19 protein-coding genes are annotated in these 20,230 nt (G+C 35.8%); 13 read left to right on the top strand and 6 right to left on the bottom strand.

Features of this window, described 5'->3' with window-relative positions; genetic code table 11:
• Positions 1-283 precede the first annotated feature (283 nt).
• From MP478_RS22255 to MP478_RS22215, 9 genes are all read left to right on the top strand, one after another.
• Positions 284-1,012: a pirin family protein gene (locus MP478_RS22255; RefSeq protein WP_230034638.1), complete on the top strand. Its 729-nt coding sequence runs from the start codon at positions 284-286 to the stop codon at positions 1,010-1,012.
• A 104-nt stretch (positions 1,013-1,116) separates the two neighbouring features.
• Complete coding sequence (locus MP478_RS22250; protein WP_230034640.1) at positions 1,117-1,668, top strand: NADPH-dependent FMN reductase; 552 nt, start codon at positions 1,117-1,119, stop codon at positions 1,666-1,668.
• A gap of 308 nt (positions 1,669-1,976) precedes the next feature.
• Positions 1,977-2,969 (top strand): phosphoribosylformylglycinamidine cyclo-ligase, encoded by a 993-nt coding sequence (gene purM / locus MP478_RS22245; protein WP_230034642.1) that lies wholly within the window; start codon positions 1,977-1,979, stop codon positions 2,967-2,969.
• Positions 2,970-3,050: 81 nt separating this feature from the next.
• The gene (purN, locus tag MP478_RS22240; RefSeq protein WP_230034644.1) at positions 3,051-3,614 is read left to right on the top strand and encodes a phosphoribosylglycinamide formyltransferase; all 564 of its coding nucleotides are present in this window, start codon (positions 3,051-3,053) and stop codon (positions 3,612-3,614) included.
• 170 nt (positions 3,615-3,784) lie between these two features.
• A complete protein-coding gene (gene purH / locus MP478_RS22235; RefSeq protein ID WP_257201696.1) occupies positions 3,785-5,302 on the top strand; it encodes a bifunctional phosphoribosylaminoimidazolecarboxamide formyltransferase/IMP cyclohydrolase in 1,518 nt (505 codons plus the stop codon).
• 88 nt (positions 5,303-5,390) lie between these two features.
• Positions 5,391-6,629 (top strand): phosphoribosylamine--glycine ligase, encoded by a 1,239-nt coding sequence (purD, locus tag MP478_RS22230; protein WP_047485326.1) that lies wholly within the window; start codon positions 5,391-5,393, stop codon positions 6,627-6,629.
• Between the two features lie 162 nt (positions 6,630-6,791).
• The gene (gene guaA, locus MP478_RS22225; RefSeq protein ID WP_257201695.1) at positions 6,792-8,321 is read left to right on the top strand and encodes a glutamine-hydrolyzing GMP synthase; all 1,530 of its coding nucleotides are present in this window, start codon (positions 6,792-6,794) and stop codon (positions 8,319-8,321) included.
• A gap of 199 nt (positions 8,322-8,520) precedes the next feature.
• The gene (locus MP478_RS22220) at positions 8,521-9,486 is read left to right on the top strand and encodes a hypothetical protein (protein ID WP_257201694.1); all 966 of its coding nucleotides are present in this window, start codon (positions 8,521-8,523) and stop codon (positions 9,484-9,486) included.
• Between the two features lie 318 nt (positions 9,487-9,804).
• Complete coding sequence (locus MP478_RS22215) at positions 9,805-11,313, top strand: carbon-nitrogen hydrolase family protein (RefSeq protein ID WP_257191026.1); 1,509 nt, start codon at positions 9,805-9,807, stop codon at positions 11,311-11,313.
• 97 nt (positions 11,314-11,410) lie between these two features.
• Here MP478_RS22215 and MP478_RS22210 read toward each other — a convergent pair whose 3' ends face one another.
• Positions 11,411-12,055: a hypothetical protein gene (locus tag MP478_RS22210; RefSeq protein WP_257201693.1), complete on the bottom strand. Its 645-nt coding sequence runs from the start codon at positions 12,053-12,055 to the stop codon at positions 11,411-11,413.
• Between the two features lie 207 nt (positions 12,056-12,262).
• Positions 12,263-12,421 (bottom strand): hypothetical protein, encoded by a 159-nt coding sequence (locus tag MP478_RS22205; RefSeq protein WP_230034656.1) that lies wholly within the window; start codon positions 12,419-12,421, stop codon positions 12,263-12,265.
• Positions 12,422-12,618: 197 nt separating this feature from the next.
• Between MP478_RS22205 and MP478_RS22200 the strand changes: the two genes are divergently transcribed.
• The 4 genes from MP478_RS22200 (at position 12,619) to MP478_RS22185 (ending at position 16,851) form a co-directional block, all read left to right on the top strand.
• Positions 12,619-12,828, top strand: a complete 210-nt coding sequence (locus MP478_RS22200; protein ID WP_230034658.1) for a cold-shock protein — start codon at positions 12,619-12,621, stop codon at positions 12,826-12,828.
• 142 nt (positions 12,829-12,970) lie between these two features.
• The gene (locus MP478_RS22195) at positions 12,971-14,620 is read left to right on the top strand and encodes an AarF/ABC1/UbiB kinase family protein (RefSeq protein WP_257201692.1); all 1,650 of its coding nucleotides are present in this window, start codon (positions 12,971-12,973) and stop codon (positions 14,618-14,620) included.
• Between the two features lie 144 nt (positions 14,621-14,764).
• Positions 14,765-15,274 (top strand): hypothetical protein, encoded by a 510-nt coding sequence (locus tag MP478_RS22190; RefSeq protein ID WP_257201691.1) that lies wholly within the window; start codon positions 14,765-14,767, stop codon positions 15,272-15,274.
• A gap of 224 nt (positions 15,275-15,498) precedes the next feature.
• Positions 15,499-16,851: a DEAD/DEAH box helicase gene (locus MP478_RS22185; RefSeq protein WP_257201690.1), complete on the top strand. Its 1,353-nt coding sequence runs from the start codon at positions 15,499-15,501 to the stop codon at positions 16,849-16,851.
• A gap of 58 nt (positions 16,852-16,909) precedes the next feature.
• On the opposite strand, the gene MP478_RS22180 is transcribed toward MP478_RS22185, so the two are convergent.
• The 4 genes from MP478_RS22180 to MP478_RS22165 form a co-directional block, all read right to left on the bottom strand.
• Entirely contained in the window at positions 16,910-17,566 is a 657-nt protein-coding gene (locus tag MP478_RS22180; protein ID WP_257191031.1) for a GDSL-type esterase/lipase family protein, read from the bottom strand.
• Between the two features lie 66 nt (positions 17,567-17,632).
• Positions 17,633-18,097 carry a lipocalin family protein gene (locus tag MP478_RS22175; protein ID WP_230034670.1) on the bottom strand — a complete coding sequence of 155 codons (465 nt, stop codon included), beginning with the start codon at positions 18,095-18,097 and terminating at the stop codon, positions 17,633-17,635.
• A 347-nt stretch (positions 18,098-18,444) separates the two neighbouring features.
• Positions 18,445-19,608 carry an iron-containing alcohol dehydrogenase gene (locus MP478_RS22170; RefSeq protein ID WP_257201689.1) on the bottom strand — a complete coding sequence of 388 codons (1,164 nt, stop codon included), beginning with the start codon at positions 19,606-19,608 and terminating at the stop codon, positions 18,445-18,447.
• A 95-nt stretch (positions 19,609-19,703) separates the two neighbouring features.
• On the bottom strand, positions 19,704-19,952 hold the full coding sequence (locus MP478_RS22165; RefSeq protein WP_257191033.1) for a hypothetical protein: 249 nt from the start codon (positions 19,950-19,952) through the stop codon (positions 19,704-19,706).
• Positions 19,953-20,230: the final 278 nt, after the last annotated feature.

Raw genomic sequence — 20,230 nt, 5'->3', positions numbered from 1 at the left:
AGAATCTATTAATCTCCCACAGATAGCACAGATGTTTGCGCTTATTCATATAATCTGCTCAATCTTTGGAAAAAAAGCATATTCGGGCTTGAAATTTTATCGCAGATAAAATCCTTGCGTCTTAAAAAAATATTGAATGTAGAAAATCGCGTCTTTGCGTAATCCAACCTATCCTATATTTTCACTTCCTCAGCATTTTTACGCCATAAACTTCCTTTCTTAACCTACATCAACTTTTAAAATACCCGTATCCCGTACATTTGTACCATAAATAATCACAGAAATGAAAACAGTATATCATAAAGCAGATTCAAGAGGCCATGCCGATCATGGTTGGTTAAATTCATACCATACATTCAGTTTTGCAAACTATCAAAACAGAGAAAGAACAAACTTTGGTGTTTTGAGAGTATTGAATGATGATACCGTTTCTCAGGGAATGGGATTCGGAACACACCCGCACAGAGATATGGAAATTATATCCATTCCTTTAGAAGGAGATCTGGAACATAAAGATTCAATGGGAACTACAGCAGTGATCAAAAAAGGAGAGATTCAGGTGATGAGTGCCGGAACCGGTGTAATGCACAGCGAATACAATAAAAATAAAGATGAAGCGGTAAAATTTCTACAGATCTGGATTTTCCCTAAAGAAGTAAACGTTGAACCTAGATATGATCAGAAAAGCATTAAAGAAGGAGAAAAGATCAATGGGTTCCAACAGATTTTATCACCCAATAAAAATGATGACGGAGTTTGGATCCATCAGGATGCATGGTTTAATCTGGCTAACTTTAAAAAAGGAAACGGTAAAAACTATATGCTCAACAAGAAAGGAAACGGAGTCTATGCTTTTGTTTTAAAAGGAAGTGCTAAAGTGGGAGACCGCATCCTCAATGAAAGAGATGGTTTGGGAATCTGGGATACCCAAAGCTTTACTATTGAAGCAGTGGAAGACACGGAAGTATTATTAATGGAAGTGCCAATGGAATTGCCGGCCTATCTTAAATAAAAAACTAAATTTGTATCCTTAAAAAATAAAAATAATATGAAATTACCATCAACGAAAATTCTTGCAGATAGTGATTTCATATAACAGAAAAATAAATACTACATATGAAAATTTTAGCAATAGCGGGAAGTAATTCTGAGGCTTCAATGAACAAGCAGTTAGTGGCCTATGCATCAACATTATTTGAAAATGCAGAAGTAGAAGTAGTGGATCTTAATCCTTTCGAAATGCCTATCTATAAGCATGAGAGAGAATTAGCAGGAGGAGTTCCTAAGGAAGCTCATGATTTTGCAGCCAAAATTGATGGTGCAAACGTATTGTTGGTTTCTTTGGGAGAACATAACGGAACCTATTCCACGGCATTTAAAAATGTGTTCGATTGGGTATCGAGAATTAAAGACAGAACCGTATGGAATGAAGTACCTATGTTATTGATGTCTACATCCCCTGGAGGTAGAGGAGGAGCCGGAGTTTTGGAAGCAGCATCAAAACGTTTCCCTTTTCACGGTGGAAATGTAGTGGAAACATTCTCACTTCCTTTCTTTAATGATAATTTTGATAAAGCGGGTCAGAAAATTTCTAACGAAGAGAAAGACAGCGAATTAAAAGAAAAAATTAAGAAGATTGCAGCCATTGAATCAATCCTTGAAAAATAGAATTTGAATATTCATTTAAAATTACTATTTTTGCAAAAAGAAAAGAGATGAAAATTCAGACCTCCTATAAACAATGTTTTTCTGATAAAGGGAAAACTGTGGGCTCTGAAATTCTGAGATAAAATAACGGCCGATAATCTGAAAAGATTGTCGGCTTTTTTGTTTTCTAAATTGAATATAAAAAGTAATTATTAAAATAAAATGTACCAATATACTCATGTACCAATTGACCAATTCTCCGGTTTCCAAAGTGAAGCTATTGTTACATTGCTAAACTGATATATTGTTACATTATTAAATTATTAAACATGAGCAACACTTACAAATCAGCAGGAGTAGACAAAGAAGAAGGATACAAAACGGTTGACAAGATCAAAAAAGCGGTCGGTGAAACCCATAATTCCAATGTACTGAATCAGTTGGGAAGCTTTGGTGCTTTCTATGAAATCGGAGGATATAAAAATCCTGTCCTTGTTTCAGGAACAGATGGAGTAGGAACAAAGCTGAAAGTAGCTTTGGATACCAAAAAATATGGCTCTATCGGTATCGACTGTTTTGCAATGTGTGCTAATGATATCCTTTGTCACGGGGCAAAACCTCTATTCTTCCTGGATTATTTAGCTTGTGGAAAGCTGGATTCAGAAATCGCAGCAGAAATCGTGCTGGGAATGGTAGAAGCTTGTAAGGACAACAACTGTGCATTAATTGGTGGGGAAACCGCTGAAATGCCGGGAATGTACCAGCCGGGAGATTATGATGTTGCCGGATTCTGCGTAGGAATTGTAGAAAAAGACCAGATTATTGACGGTTCTAAAATTAAAGCAGGTAACAAAATTATTGCATTACCAAGCTCAGGATTTCACTCAAATGGATTCTCTTTAGTAAGAAAAGTATTCCCGAACTTTGAAGAAGAGTTTGAAGGAAAACCTTTATATGAAACGCTTTTAGTTCCTACAAGATTATATTATAAAGATATTCACAAAGTATTGGAAGAAGTAAAAGTAAGCGGTATTGCTCACATTACCGGCGGTGGTCTTTATGAAAATGTTCCAAGAGTCATTCCTGCAGGCTTATGTGCTTCCATTGACGCTTCCAAAGTGAAAATTCCAAGTGTTATGCTTGAACTGGAGAAAAGAGGAGGAGTGACACGTGAAGAAATGTACGGAACATTCAATATGGGTGTAGGTATGGTGATTGTAGTAGATGCTGAACATGCTGAAAAAGTATTACACCTTCTGGATGATGCTTACGAAATTGGTGAGATCACTGAAGGAGCAGAAAAAATTAATTTATCACTATAATATAGCAATATAACAATGTACCAGTGTATCAATTAAAATCATTGTTACATTGCTAAACTGATACATTGTTACATTATTAACATGAAAAATATCGTTGTCCTTGTATCCGGTTCCGGTACCAATCTGCAGAGAATCATAGATACTATTGAAGCTGGAGAAATCCAGAATGCAAAAGTAGCATTGGTAGTAGCTGACAGAGAATGCTACGGACTGGAAAGAGCAAAAAATCATAATATAGAAACCATACTGATTCCAAGAGGAAAGAATTTCAGCAGTGAATTGGCTAATGTAATTCCACAAAATACAGATCTTATTGTATTGGCAGGATTCTTATCCATTTTAAAATCTGAATTCTGTGAAAACTGGAACGGTAAAATAATCAATATTCATCCCGCATTACTTCCCAAATTTGGAGGAAAAGGAATGTGGGGAATGAACGTTCATCATGCAGTTATTGAAGCTAAAGAAGTAGAGAGTGGTGCTACGGTACATTTTGTAACGCCGGGAATTGACGAAGGAGAAGCTATTCTTCAGAAGTCTTTTGAAGTAACACCGGAAGATACTCCTGAAACCCTGGCTCAGAAAGTTCACCAGATTGAATATGAAATATTTCCAATAGCGATCAATAAGGTCCTGGGAAATTGATAATGTAACAATCTATCAATGTACCGGTTTACCAATCATTTAATTGTTACATTGTTAAACTGATACATTGCTAAATTAGCAAAAATCTAAGTAAAATAAAAGTAAGTTCGGAGGTGAAAGACCCGGACACAGTTTGAAATAGCTGTAAAAAGTAAAAAATCAAAAGTAAAATGAGTAAAAAGAGAGTTTTAATCAGTGTTTCTGACAAAAGTGGATTAATTGAATTCGCACAGTTTTTGGAAGCTCAGAATTATGAGTTGATCTCTACAGGAGGAACGTTCAAACATTTGAAAGACGCTGGTTTAAATCCCATTCAGATTGATGAGGTTACCAATTTCCCTGAAATGTTGGACGGAAGGGTGAAAACATTACACCCTAAAGTTCACGGAGGATTGCTGGCTGTTCGTACCAACGAAGAGCACATGAAAACCGTTCAGGAACACGGAATTGGTCTGATAGACATGGTTATTGTAAACCTTTATCCTTTCTTTGAAAATGTAAATAAAGACATTTCTTTACATGAAAAGGTAGAATTCATCGATATCGGAGGCCCTTCAATGCTTCGTTCGGCAGCAAAAAACTTTGACTCTGTTACTGTAATTACTGATGTGGAAGACTATACAACAGTAAAACTGGAAATGGAACAAAACGGAGATACTTACATTGAAACCCGTAAAAAGCTTGCAGGAAAAGTATTCAACCTTACTTCTGCTTATGATGCTGCTATTTCAAGAATGCTTTTAGATGAGGAATATCCTGCATACTTAAATGCATCTTATAAAAAAGTTTCTGACCTGAGATACGGTGAAAACCCTCATCAGACAGCGGCTTACTACGTGTCGACTTTCGAAAACGGTGCCATGAAAGACTTTGAACAGCTTGGAGGTAAAGAGCTTTCCTTCAACAACCTTCGTGATATGGACCTTTGCTGGAAAGTTGTTACTGAGTTCAAAGAAGAAATGGCTTGTTGCGCCGTGAAACATTCTACACCTTGTGGAGTGGCGATTGGAACTTCAGCTTTGGAAACTTACCAAAAAACTTTCGAATGTGATCCTGTTTCTATCTTTGGCGGAATTGTTGCAATGAACTATAAAATTGATGCTGCAACAGCTGAAGAACTGAACAAAACATTCCTTGAGATTGTAATGGCTCCGGATTTTGACGAAGAAGCGCTGGAAGTTTTAAGAAAAAAGAAAAACGTAAGAATCATCAAAATTGTAAACCCTGTTTCTGATAAACAGACCTGGGTAAAAGTGGATGGCGGTATCCTGGTTCAGGATAACGATACCTATTTCTCTGATGATATTAAAGTAGTAACTGAAGTACAGCCTACTGAAGAACAGAAAAAAGCATTGCTTTTCTCACAGAGAGTAGTAAAATACGTGAAGTCAAATGCAATTGTTGTTTCCAACGGAATTCAGGCTTTCGGAATCGGAGGAGGACAGGTCAACAGAATCTGGGCAACACAACAGGCTATTGAAAGAGCAAAAGAAAAGTTCTCAGGAGACCTTGTATTAGCTTCTGATGCGTTTTTCCCTTTCCGTGACGTAGTGGATTTCTGTGCTCAGGAAGGTATCAAAGCAATCATTCAGCCAGGAGGAAGTGTAAAAGATCAGGACAGTGTAGAAGCTGCCAATGAGCACGGTATTCCAATGATGTTTACTGGTGTGAGACACTTTTTCCACTAATTAAAATAGAATTAAAAAATAATTAGGGATTGTATTTATAGCATTCAAAATTATATATTTGTAAATTAGACTAGATAATAAATAAAGTATGAGAATATTAATCATAGGTGAAGGTGGTAGAGAATCAGCTCTGGCAGCAAAACTTCAGAATGACCCTAGAATTTCTAAAATGTTTTTTGCCAACGGGAATGCTACTACCGATGTAATTGGGAAAAATGTTCATTTATCGGAAATCAAAGAACTTAGAGATTTCGCCATTAAAGAAAAAGTTGACTTAACGATTGTAGGTCCTGAGGCTCCATTGGTAGCCGGTTTAAAGGATGAATTTAAGCAGCACGATCTTAAAGTTTTTGGTCCTACTCAAAAAGTGGCAAGCCTGGAAGGAAGTAAAGCTTTCTCTAAGAAGTTTATGCAGACCTATGATATCAAAACGGCAAAAGCCGTAGTATTTGATTCATATAACGAAGCTAAGGAATATGTACAGACACAGGAATATCCTTTAGTAATCAAAGCAAGCGGTTTAGCAGGCGGAAAAGGAGTGGTAATCTGTGATACACTTGAAGAAGCAGAAGCTACCATCCATGACTTCATGATCAGAAGAATTTATGGTGATGCCGGTATCCGTTTAGTTATTGAAGAATATTTACAAGGTTTTGAGGCTTCAATTATTGCATTCTCTAACGGAGAAAAATTATTCCCTTGTATTGCCGCAAAAGACTATAAGAAGGCTGGAAAAGGAGATACAGGCCCTAATACAGGAGGTATGGGTTCAGTAGCACCAAGCCCTGAATTTACCCAGGAGCATTATGCAGATTTCGAACAGAATATTTTAGAACCTACCGTTAAAGGTCTTAAAGCAGAAGGTTTCAGCTTTAAAGGAATCATTTTCTTCGGATTAATGATCACTAAAAAAGGAACTTACCTTCTTGAATACAACATGAGATTTGGCGATCCTGAAACTCAGGTATTGATGGCTCTTATGGAAAATAATCTTCTGGATGTAATCCAGGATTGTATGGACGGAAAAGATATTGAGCTTAAGTTTAAAGACGAAAAAGCAATATGCCTTGTTATGTGTTCAGGAGGCTATCCAAGAAATATCGAAACAGGTTTCGAGATTACAGGTGAAGATAAAGTAACGCACAGTAAACTATTATATGCCGGTGCTATGAGAAAAGGAGATAAAGTAGTTTCCAATGGCGGCAGGGTTCTGAACATTGTTGCTACAGGAGCTACTTTCGAAGATGCCCGCAAGAAAGTTTACGAAGACGCAAGCCACGTACATTTCGATTATGGCTTCTACAGAGAAGACATCGGAAAGTTCTAATAAAAATCACGAAAAAAGATTTGGAAACATTCCAAGTCTTTTTTTGTAAAACAGTTAATATTTAGAAATAAGAGTTCAGATTCCAGATTCCAGACTTCAGACCAAAAATCTGAGATCTGATGTCTGAAATCTGATATCTTCCAAACAAATCAATCATCAAAAATGAACAACGGTATTATTATTTTAGATTTCGGATCCCAGTACAACCAGCTTATCGGAAGAAGAATCCGTGAGATGGGGGTATACTCTGAAATCTTACCTTACAATACACCTTTACAAGATATTTTAGCAAAACAGCCAAAAGGAATTATCCTTTCCGGGGGGCCAAGCTCTGTAAATGCAGAAAATGCTCACCTGGTGGAGAAAGCATTATATGAGCAGGGAGTTCCTGTATTGGGGATTTGCTACGGAATGCAGATGACAGCACACCTTTTAGGAGGTAAAGTAAATAAAGGAGAAAAAGGAGAGTACGGTAAAGCAAACCTGGAGATCGTTAAAGAAAGCTCTCTATTAAAAGGGGTTACTCAAAACTCTGTGGTTTGGATGAGCCACTTTGATGAAGTGGGAGAGCTTCCTGCAGGTTTTGAATTAAATGCAAAATCAGGAGTAATTGCTTCGATCTCTAATGAAGAAACTAAAATCTACTGTGTTCAGTTCCACCCGGAAGTTTCTCATACCGAAGAAGGAGGGAAAATGCTGGAAAACTTTGTTTTTGCAATTTGTAATGCAGAGAAAAACTGGAAGCTGACCAACTATATCGAAAAAACAGTTGAAGAAATCCGTGAGAAAGTAGGAGACCACAAAGTGATCCTTGGCCTTTCAGGAGGTGTAGACTCTTCTGTAGCTGCAGTTTTAATTCATAAAGCAATTGGTGACCAGTTGACTTGTATCTTCGTAGATACAGGATTATTGAGAAAGGACGAAGGAAGAAAAGTAATGGATCAGTATGGAGAACATTTCCATATGAACATTAAAATGGTGGATGCTCAGGAAAGATTTCTTTCAAAATTAGCGGGAGTAGATGATCCGGAAGCAAAGAGAAAAATTATCGGAAACGAGTTTATTCACGTTTTTGACGAAGAATCTCACAAAATTGAAGGTGCTAAGTTCCTTGCCCAGGGTACTATTTATCCTGACGTTATCGAAAGCCAGTCTGTAAACGGACCGTCTGCAGTAATTAAGTCTCACCATAACGTGGGAGGACTTCCTGAAGATATGGAATTCGAATTATTAGAGCCTCTAAGAGAGCTTTTCAAGGATGAAGTAAGAAAGGTAGGTGAAGAATTGGGTATTCCTCATCACCTGGTATACAGACACCCTTTCCCTGGACCTGGGTTAGGAATCAGAATATTGGGAGCTGTAGATGCTGAAAAAGTAAGAATACTTCAGGAAGCTGACGATATTTTCATTGAAGAATTATACAAAAATGACCTTTATGAGAAAGTATCTCAGGCATTCGTAGTCCTTCTACCGGTAAAATCTGTAGGAGTAATGGGAGACGAAAGAACTTACGAATACACAGCAGTAGTTCGTTCTGCCAATACCATCGACTTTATGACGGCAACATGGAGCAGGCTGCCTTATGAGTTCTTAGATACTGTTTCAAGCAGAATCATCAACGAAGTGAGAGGAATCAACAGAGTAGCTTACGATATCTCAAGCAAACCACCTGCAACTATTGAGTGGGAATAACCTTACACCATCTGTTTAAAATAAAAAAATCCTGTTTATAACTTTATAAGCAGGATTTTTTGTTATAAGACATAGACAATTTTTGAGGTTCTTAGATCCTTATTTTCAATATTTAAGTTAAAAATAGATAAGGATTGTTTATCTGTAGAATTATTATACATTTAGCGTCATAATTCTACTAAAACCTAATCTCCGGAAAATGAAAATAAAACATGTGCTAATAATGATCAGCCTTGGTTCAATACTGGCCAGTTGTATGATTTCCCATAAAAATAGATCTTCTTTAGAAAATTATTCGTGGTTCCCGTTTTCGTGGTATTCTGCAAAAATTTCAGGGAAGAATTTTGATAAAGTGGCGATGCTTGTTCCTGTTAAAGTAAATGATTTAAATACTGATTTTACCCTGCAGTTTGATCTGGGAAGTGATGCAACACTGATCTACGGAAATGCAATAAATAGCTACTACACAGAAAGCGAAATAAAAAACTTTCTCATAGAAAGCTCTAGGTCTACAGATAATGGCGGAAAAACAGTATACAAGACAAAAGGACTGATCTATCAATTTGGAAAATTGTCTAAAGATAATTTGGTGTATAAAGACAATTACGGAGATAAAATACCTAAAGACTCACTGTTTACCAAGAAGCCCAAACACATGGGAACGTTGGGCGCAGATGTATTTGAAAATAAAGTATTAGTAATCGACTATCCAAATAAAAGAATGTGTGTCCTTGATTCATTAGATAACTACTGGAAAAAAGTGACAATATTTGTAGATGCTAAATCTAATAATGGCAGGTTGCACATTCCACTCACTATTGCCAATAAAACCCATTGGTTCTTGTTTGATACAGGAGCAAGCTTATTTCCTATCAATACCAGCAAAGAATTGTGGACTTCATTGGTAGATCAAACCAGTAAAATAGACACTATTATTGCTAATTCATGGGGAGAAAAGGTTAAATTCTATGGACGCCCGATTAAAGAAAAAGTGTATCTGGGAAAAAGAAAACTAGAAAATGATTATGCCTGGTATAACGATAATAAGAGACTTCAGGAGTTTAATAAAGCTGAAGATGTAGATGGTCTGACGGGAAATGCTTTTTTTGTCAATAACATTGTTATATTGGACTTTAAGAATAAAAAATTCGGGGTAGTAAACTAATCCATTTGAATCTATTTTTTAGATTCAAATGAAATAATTTAGCAGAAGCAATTCAGTATTGAACTTGCTATCTAAATCCCGCCCTTTGGTGGGATTTTTTGTTACCAATCTTGTCTTAAAGCAACTCCAATGCTTAAAAAATAAATTAATATTAAAGAGTAAGGCTTGTTAAGTTACATTAAATAAAATCTTTAGCAGAAAAAGAAGTTAGGTTCTCCATATAATCAAAATAAGTATTACAAAAATGATTGTGAAAGCACTTTATCTATAAGAGCTCAAGTGAAATATTTTCCCTAAATTTAGGTAAAATTACATCAAATGCAAATAGAAACAAGACCCCTGAGCGTTCAGGATTATGATGAACTGGTTGTAACAATGAAGCGTGCCTATCCCCAGATGTCAGAATCAATCTGGTCTAAAAAAAGCATTGAAAAACTTACAAGGATATTTCCCAAAGGTCAGATCTGTATTACTGTAGATGGAAAACTGGCTGCAGTAGCACTTTCCATTATTGTGAACTATGATGAATTCGGAGATGATCATACCTATGTGGATATTACAGGGAACTATACATTTAATACCCATTTGTCAACAGGAAATGTCCTGTATGGAATTGAGGTTTTTGTAGATCCGGAGTTTCGTGAGCTGCGTCTGGGAAGAAGACTTTATGACGCCCGAAAAGAATTATGCGAGCTTCTTAATCTGAAATCAATTATTCTGGGGGGTAGAATTCCGAACTATCATAAATACAGTCATGAGCTTTCTCCAAGGGAATACATACGAAGGGTGAGAGACAAGGAAATTTATGATCCCGTATTATCTTTTCAGCTTTCCAATAACTTTCTTCCTATAAGAATTCTGAAAAAATACCTTCCCGAAGACGAATCGTCATTGGAAAATGCTGTTCTTCTGCAATGGAATAATATCTATTACAGTAAAAAACCGAATACAATGCAGGATAGCATTATCCGGTTAGGGCTGGTACAATGGCAGATGAGGCATTTTAAGAATATTGATGCCTTTTATGAGCAGGTGGAGTTTTTTGTCAATGTAATGGGAGATTACAAATCAGACTTCGTATTATTCCCCGAACTTTTCAATACACCTTTGCTGGCGCCTTTCAATAAACTTTCAGAAAGAGACAGTATGATAGAACTGGCCAAATTAAGTGAGAGTATCAAGAATAAAATTTCCGAGCTGGCTATCAGCTATAATGTAAATATTATTTCCGGAAGTATGCCTGTTTTTGACCCTGATAATAATGATCTCTATAATGTAAGCTATCTGTTACACCGGGACGGCCGTATCGATGAATACAGAAAAATCCATATTACCCCGAATGAAAGGAAATATTATGGAATGAAGGGAGGAAATGAAATTAGAGTTTTTGATACCGACTGTGGCAAAATAGGCCTTGTTATCTGCTATGATGTAGAATTTCCGGAATTACCGAGGATTTTAGCAGACCAGGGCATGAAGATATTATTTGTACCTTATCTTACTGATACGCAGAATGCTTATATCAGAGTGCGTCATTGTGCTGCTGCAAGAGCTATTGAAAATGAATGCTATGTAGCCATTGCGGGATGTGTAGGAAATCTTCCGGGAGTTAATAATATGGACATCCAGTTTGGACAGGCTGCAGTATTTACTCCTTCAGATTTTGCTTTTCCTTCGAATGCAGTGAAAGGAGAAGCTACCCCAAACACGGAAATGACCTTAATAGTGGATGTAGACTTAAATTTACTGAAAGATCTTCATCATAACGGCTCAGTACAGGTGATGAATGACAGAAGAAAAGATCTCTATGATACTTATCTGAAATAACGATAAATAAGTATAATACATAAAACCACCTCAGTAGCAGAGGTGGTTTAAAACGAGTCTATAATAAATAAATTGGAGAAGTATAAATAGGGCGCAATTATACCTTTTTATCATGCTTTACAGCATCTATAAGTAGTTGCTCGTTGTCTTTATATATTTTTAACTGTGATGGGCTCAGGATCGTTTCAAAATCTTTATCCACGCTTTTAAATCCATCAGTTATAATGCGGCGCGCTTCCTGATCATTTGTTTTTTTATTGCTGTTATTCCTTTTATCCAGATCATTCTGCATGCCTTCTGCTGCTTTAAGATTGATCGTATAAGCTTTTGGAATCTGCTCATCAGTAAGATCCAGTAAAGAGATCATAACTAAAGTTCTATAACCGGCCAGCTCTTTGATTCTGTTGGCTTCAAACTTTGTCATTTGTTCAGGAGTTAGAATGGTCCTCAATGATTTGTCACGCTGTACCATAATTCCTATTAACTCACTGGAAATGGCTTTGTTATTCAGGATGTTAGAATTGTCTCCAACTTTCTCATCAAGGGCATCCAGAGATTCAGCAGCCACTTTATTAAAATATAAGGCTTTGTTGGTTTGGCTTTCAGTAAGATTTAAATAATCCATTTTAGAAGTCATTGCTGCAGCAATTGAATTTGTCGAGCCCATTTGTGCTTTTACCTGTGGAGCTACCATTACAAAAAAGATGGTAAGCAGACCCGCTGAAATGATTTTTCGCAACATAATTTGGTTTTTTACTATTTATTTTGTTCTGCTACAAATGTATGCTGCGGAAGAAAACCTTTTATTATCCGAAAACCTTTTTTTATTGTTCCAAATTCTCCATTTGTTGATATATATAGCTTGATGAACAAAAAACAATAAATCCGGAGAATTTTCTCCGGATTTATTAACTATTATCCTTTTCAGGACTTGAATTTACTCTTATTTTTACTTCGGACATACTACAGCCGGGCAGATTAATCCCGGACATTGAGGTCTTCCATCAGTAGGACAGCACTGGTATGAACAGTTACCGATGATGATACCATTCCCTGCAATACCTTTTAATTGTTCTCTTGATAGTTTGTTGTTACGTAAATTTTTCATTTTGTAATACTTTTATTGGTTTGTTTTATTATTTTGTACGCTGTAAATATAGAAAAATATATTATGTTTTATCACTAGTGTTAGAATTTTATTATTATGATTGATTTAAATGCAGTAAAATGTTGATTATATGTTTGAAATTTTTAATATATGCTTCAGAATGATTATATTTATTTTTTAATAAAAACTGAAAAATTATGCAAAAAGGAACTGTAAAATGGTATAACACAGAGAAAGGATATGGCTTTATTACCCTGGAAGGAAGTGAAAATACTATTTTTTGTCATCATTCAGCGATTGTCGGCTCTTTAAAATCTTTGTCAGAAGGACAGGTTGTAGAATTTAATATTGTACAGGGCCCAAAAGGATCTCAGGCAGAAAATGTCAGGGTAGTAGATAATAACTAAAATAGAATGAAAAGATAAATAAATCTAAAAATTGAGTACAAAAAAACTGTCAGTGTTCTGGCAGTTTTTTTATTAAACACTTTTTTTTAAAATAAGGTTGGGAACAGTTTTTGGAGTAAATTGCACTTATTATTAATATATTATGTTTGACAAGCAGCAACGAAAACTGAAAAGGTCTGCCAGGCTCATTTCCGTGTTGAGTAAATACGGTTTTAAAGATATGCTGGCAAGAATGAACGGAGGAAATAAGCAGGAAGAAGTTTCAGCCAATTCAGATGAAATTATTTCAAAAGGAACAGTTTATGAAAGAATAAGATTGGTGCTGGAAGAGCTGGGGCCTACTTTTGTAAAGCTTGGGCAAACATTTAGCAGCCGGGAGGACCTTTTGCCACCAGAGCTTATTCAGGAATTACAGAAACTACAGGACAAGGTAGAAACAGTAGAAATGGATGTGGAAGATATGCTGGAAAATGAGTTTAATATTTCTGTAAAAGATCATTTTATCGAGATTCAGAAAAAGCCTCTGGCTACAGCTTCTATTGCCCAGGTCTATAAAGCGGTCTTGCAGGATGGAAGCCCGGTGATCTTAAAGCTCAGAAAGCCTGATGTACAATCTGTAATTGAAGACGACCTGCTGTTGATAAAGGATTTGGAGAAACTATTATCAGCCTATTCCGAAATAGGAGAGAAACTCAATCTGAAGCAAGCTATTTCTACTTTTGAAAAATCATTATTGGAGGAGGTTTCCCTGATTAACGAAAAAAATAATATCCAACAGTTCCGTCTTAATTTTAAAAATAATAAAGAAACCTACGTTCCCAAGATATACGAAGAATTTTCCAATAACAATATTCTTTGTATGGAATTTATTGATGGAATAAAGGTGACAGATAAATCAGCTCTTTTAGCCAATCATATTGATCCTGTAAAAGTATCTGAAGCAGGATTGAGGCTTTTTGTTTCTCAGATTTTAGATTACGGATTTTTTCATGCAGACCCGCATGCCGGAAATATTTTAGTGAAAAAGGACGGAAAAATTGTCTTTATTGATTTTGGGGCAGTGGGTAAAATTCAGCCTAATGATAAGGAGATTCTTGAAAATCTGATCGTCAGTTTTGTTGCCAAAAATCCACATAAAATAGTTCGCTATCTCAAAAAAATGGCAATAAGCTATGAGATTCCTGATGAAAGGAGATTTGAAAATGATGTTGAAGATATTCTGAACTTTGTGCACAGCTCATCTCTGCAGGAAATTAATATTCAGGTTATCATCAATAAAATGAAGGATATCCTGAAAGATAACAGGCTTTATATGCCCGATTATTTTTATCTCCTGTTTAAAGGAATCAGCCTGATAGAAGGAGTGGGCAGAAATATTAATCCCGAATTGGATATCGTTAAAAGCCTTCATCCCTACACCAAAAAAATATTTACGAAAAAGATCAATCCCAAGAATATTTTAAAAACAGGATTGGATAAAATGATGAATTTCACGGATAATGTAGATGAAATTCCCCGAGAACTCCGTTCTGTACTTCAAAAACTGGATGAAAATAAATTTACGGTCTCCAGTGAAATCAAAAATATTGAAAAAACGAATCAGCTGATAAAATCCAGTGTGACCAATCTGATCCTGGCGATGATATTGGGTGCAAATATTATTGCTACAGCCATTGTTTTTGCCTCTGAATCGGGACCGCGGATAGGAGAACTCTCTCTGGTTGCTGTGCTGGGATTTGTTTTCTCAGTCATTTTAATTTTAGTTATTTTGCTTAGAATAACAAGGAAATAGGAGAGGAGGAGTAAGGGTTGAAGTTAAGAGTTAAGAGTTAAGAGTTAAGAGGTGGGTTGAAAGTTTTTGGCTTTATCACATATGATCAATAAATTTACACTTCAAAACCAGGAACTATGTATCCAATAAAAAAACAAAATAATCATGAAAACTAGTATTGTATCTGCTTTTATCTTCTGGAGTTCACTGTTTATGGCTCAGGTAACTTCTGAAAAAGGAGTGTTGGGAGATTTTGACGGTAACGGAACAAAAGAAAATGCCTACACTAAAGTTAATGACTGTAATGATGGCTGTGATGGAAAGTGTGAAACAACTATTTATTTCAGTGATAAAAAGATAAAGCCATTCATCATTTCTCCGGCCTATGACGGTACTTTATATAACCTGGGAGACCTTAATGGTGATGGAAAAGATGAGATGGGCTTTTATCCCGGATGGTGTACAAGCTGCTGGCACCCATTTTATGCATATACATTAAGTGAAACCGGCTGGAAACCTTTAGTTCCTCCTATCTCTACACATTGTAATCAATGGGAGGAAGAAAAATTTCCTATTAAAAAAGACCCGAAAAAGAAAGGATATGTTATCATTACCTCAAGCAAATGGGAAAATGATGATATTAAAGTGAGCAGTAAAAGCTTTAAAATAAATTAAAAATTCTCAGGTTTTTACACAGTTCTGAAATCTGCAGTCTCATATCTTATGTATCTTTATTCCATTTTCTAAAAACACGATCATTGGCATCAAAAGCTGCTGATTACCGATTAGTCTCAAGTCTCAAAGTCTCAAGTTTCCATATCCCTCTTCCTCACAGCCCCTTCTGCCTGTCTCCTAAAACCTGATTTTACATTATACATTTTAATACCTATCTTTGCAAAATGGAAAAACTCACTTTTGCAGATTTTGACCTGCCGGTTAAAATTCTTGATGTTTTAGCGGATATGGAATTATTTGAACCTACTCCAATCCAGGAGAAGAGTATAAAGCCTATTCTTTCCGGAAGAGATGTAATGGGAATTGCCCAAACCGGAACCGGTAAAACATTAGCCTATCTTCTGCCAGTTCTTAAAGCTTGGAAATACAATAAAGCAGGAAATCCAACTGTTTTGGTACTTGTTCCTACAAGAGAATTAGTAGTTCAGGTAGCTGAAATTCTTGAAAAACTGACTGTAAATACTACTGCAAGAGTAATTGGAATATATGGAGGAAAAAATATCAATACCCAAAAACTGCTGTTCAATAACGGTTGTGATATTCTGGTAGGTACTCCGGGAAGGGTAATGGACCTTGCCATAGATAATGCCATTTCCCTGAAAGAAGTTCAGAGACTGATCATTGATGAATTTGATGAGATGCTTAATTTAGGTTTCAGACCACAGCTTACCCATATTTTTGAAATGATGAGAGAGAAGAGACAGAATATTCTTTTCTCTGCAACCATGACAGAAGCCGTAGATGTAATGCTGGACGAGTATTTTGCTAATCCGGTAGAAATTTCATTGGCAAAATCAGGAACTCCTCTTGAAAAAATAGAACAGACAGCTTATAAAGTTGAAAACTTCAATACCAAGATCAATTTACTTGAGCATTTATTGAAGACTAAAACAGATATGTCTAAAGTTCTGATTTTTAATAATAATAAAAGACATGCCGACCTTCTTTTTACTAAAATTGATGAGCTGTTTCCTGGGCAGTTTGATGTGATCCACTCGAATAAATCTCAGAACTATAGGCTTAAGGCAATGAAAAGCTTTGAGAATGAAGAGATCAGAGGGCTGATTACCACTGACGTAATGGCCAGAGGTCTTGATATCTCCAATATTACTCATGTGATCAATTTTGAAACACCTGATATTCCGGAGCAGTATATCCACAGAATCGGTAGAACCGGTAGAGCGGATAAAGACGGTAAAGCAATCACTTTTGTAACGAAGAAAGAAGAGCCTTTGGTTCTTGATATCGAGCTATTGATGGATAAAGAATTGATATTTAATGACTTCCCTGAAGAAGTGAAAATTAATCCTGCCAAAATTGCTTCTGAAAAAGATGAAGTGATAATGAAAAACCCTGTACAGGTAAAACTGAATGAAGGAGGAGGAGCATTTCACGAGAAAAAGGATAAGAATAAAAAGGAAAACTGGGGTGGACCTTCAAAAAGAAAAGAGCCGAAAAAATTTGGAGCCAACAGAGCCCAGCAAAAGGCAATATCAAAATCTAAGAGAAAGAAATAAAAAAATAGGCTGCTCGTTTTGAGACAGCCTATTTTTATATGTTATTCCAGGAAATATTTTATTTCATATAAGGATCCATCACCTTTTTCCAGATCTGGTATCCTTCAGGTTTAAAATGCAGCATATCTTCCACAAAAATATCTTTCCTTACCTTTCCGTTGGCATCTTCCATGGCTTTGGTAACATCAATGAATTCGGCGTTAGGCTGTTTTTTCATAAAAGCGGCAATCTTTTTATTGGCTTCTTTCATCTGTGGCCACAGTTTTTCTCTGCTCGGAGAGTACTTTATTGAGATATAATCCACTTCAATATTTGGAAACCTTTCACGGATTTTTTTGTAGAAAGCCTTGTATCGGTTAACTAATTTTTGAGCCTTCAGCTGATGATTGTCTGCAAAGTCATTTTCACCACAGTAAATAATAATCTGTTTAGGCTGATAGGGCGCTAAAAGGTCATCAGCAAAATCATTGAGGTCTGTAAGCCTTGAGCCTCCAAAACCTCTGTTGATGATTGTCTTGTCAGGAAAATAAGATGCCACATCAGTCCATTTGGTAAAAGATGAACTTCCTAAAAACAAAATAGCATCCTTAGGGGGTGGGTTTTGTTGATTTTCTTTTTTGAAATTTTGGATGTCCTGCCAGAACATTGGTTTTTTTTCCTGAGAAAAGGAAATAGCAAAAAACAGCATTAGAAATGCTGAGAGAATCTTCTTCATTGTTTCAATTTTTAATTTCAGATAAAAGTAATAAAAAACTCCCGATTAATAACGGGAGTTTATCATTTATCTTTTGTAGGATACATACGTCACATCCGGAATTTTATCTCCATCCTGGTCATAGTTACCAAACTGCTGAGCCAATCTAAGTTCTGTACCGGATAATATATCAACCCTATAGTTGTTGTTCTCATCTTCATCAAACTTAATCCCTAAAATTTTAGCATCAGCATCATAGGTGTATTTTCCTTCACTCTTTCCGTTAACCTGGCAGTCTGCCCCCCCTGTTCCGGAATAAGCAGTATAACTGACATAAAAATCGGTTCTGAAGAAAAGAGTGTTTTTTTGATCGCACCCTTCTGGAGTAGAAGAAGAAAGCACCGTTTTATTATCTTTTCCGGAAATAACTTCTCTTTTGGTTTCTTTCCAATCTCCTTTAATAATATCCATTTCATAAGCTTGCATATCATCATCTTTACAAGAAGTAAGCGCCAAAGCAGAAAAGGCAAATAAAAGTAGCTGTTTTTTCATTTTCACAAATTTAAGAATATGCTAAAATATAAATAAATTTGAAATATTTATAATGAAATCATTATTTTTTAAACAAATGTTTATAAATAAGATAATTTGGAATTATGGTCTGGCTTTAAAGCTACCAAGCCGGCAGGTAGAAAAACAATTCGTTTGAAGATTCAGCATTTTATTATTAAAATTTGATAGAAAGAACTTTATTCTCCTTAGAATATATATCAAAAAATCCCCAAGAGACGAACTATTTTCAATGAACATCATCCGTATAATGTGCCTGAAGCTTTAGTAACACCTAAAAAAGCGGACTATAGCCCGCTTTTAATATCATTATTGTTTTCCAGTCTATATTAATAGCTCATTTCCACAATTTTAAAAGCATCCTGGGGAGTCAGTTTTTTATATTCTCCAAGACCCAGCCAGTTTCTGTCTGTAAAGGCTTTTTCTACTCTTTCAGCAGTACCTTTGTAGTCTTCTGTGTATTCAGAAAGTTTTGTTTTAATCTGTAGGCTATGGAAGAAGTCTTCCATTTTTTTGATTCCTGCTTCAGCTTTTTCCTCTACACTTCCGTCTTTAATACCCCAAACTCTTTCAGCGTATTGCGCCAGTTTTCCTTTTTTATTGTCAAAATTATAACGGTAATGAGAAGGAGCAATGATCGCTAAAGTTCTTGCATGGTCAATGCCAAAATAAGCTGTCAGCTCATGGCCCATTGCGTGTACAGCCCAGTCGGTGATTACTCCTTTCTGGATCAGCCCGTTTAAGGCCATTGTACAGCACCACATAAAGTTTCCGGCAGCATCATAGTTGAAATCATCAGCCAGTACTTTTGGAGCCGTTTCCTGCAGACTGATCAAAATACTTTCAGCAATTCTCTCCTGAAGATCAGCAGAAGACGGTGCAGTCATGTATTGTTCCAAAACATGGGTGTAAGCATCAGTAATTCCGTTAATGATCTGATTTTTTGGAATAGATCTGATTACTTCAGGATCTAAAACAGAAAACTGTGGGAATAGTCCCGGACCACCGGAAGATAATTTTTCGTTGGTTTCCCTTCTGGAAATTACATAGCCGGAATTCATCTCAGAACCTGTAGCAGGAAGCGTTAAAATACTTCCGAAAGGCATTCCTTCCCCTTCAAAAGTTCTTACCTGTTTTTTCAGTATTTCCCAAGGCTCTCCGTTATAGTTAGCGGCTGCAGAAATGAATTTGGTACCGTCAATTACAGAACCACCTCCTACAGCAAGAAGATAAGTAATGTTGTTCTCTTTGATGAAACTTATAGCTTTAATCAGCACTTCATATTCCGGATTGGCAGGAACACCGCCGAACTCATATAAGTCATGATCTTTTAAAGCGTCTTTCACCTGATCATAAATGCCATTGCTTTTGATACTTCCTCCACCATAGATCATTAATATTTTGGCGTCTTTAGGAATTTCCCTGGAAATTTTAGCGATTTCACCTTTTCCGAAAAGTATTTTAGTTGGGTTTTTAAACTCGAAATTAAGCATTCTTTGTAAATTTTTTTATAAGTCAAATTTACAAAATGCAAAAAGAAATTAAAGTTAAGAAAGTGGTAAAATTATGACGATTAACGGTCAGGAAACTATTTTGAAGACCGGGATTTTATTTCGTTGTTGATCTGCCCAAGATTGATAAAGCTGGGTAGAAGTGTAATTAAAGATCCCACGCCTGCAGCTATAAGTACCGGATTTTTACTTTTTACAGATAAAAATAGAAGAATAGCAAAGGCTATCAGGATTACAATGCCAAATCCAATGGTGATATTCTGTAAAATTTTTCTCTTTGTCTGTAATTCTTCCAAAGATAAATGACTTAATTTGTTGTTTTTCATGTTTTTAAGTTATATAACGAAATTACAGAAAAATATGATGTAAACTTATTATAAATTAAAAAGATCTTTAAAAGCTGAAGCTAAATGACAATGTTTTTTAAGAGGAACTATTACCGGAACCTTTAGCTTGTAGAGTATATTTAAAAAACTATTTGAAGACGAAATAATCCGTTTAATTTTTATCGAAGATAAAATCCTTGCGTCTTATAGCATTAAATTTTGTAAATAACTTTGCGGCCTTGCGTTTTTCCAACAGGTTATAAGACCGATCAGTCTTC

Source organism: Chryseobacterium sp. WG14, assembly GCF_024586945.1.
Classification (GTDB): Bacteria; Bacteroidota; Bacteroidia; order Flavobacteriales; family Weeksellaceae; genus Chryseobacterium.
This window is presented reverse-complemented; position numbering and strand designations above follow the sequence as displayed.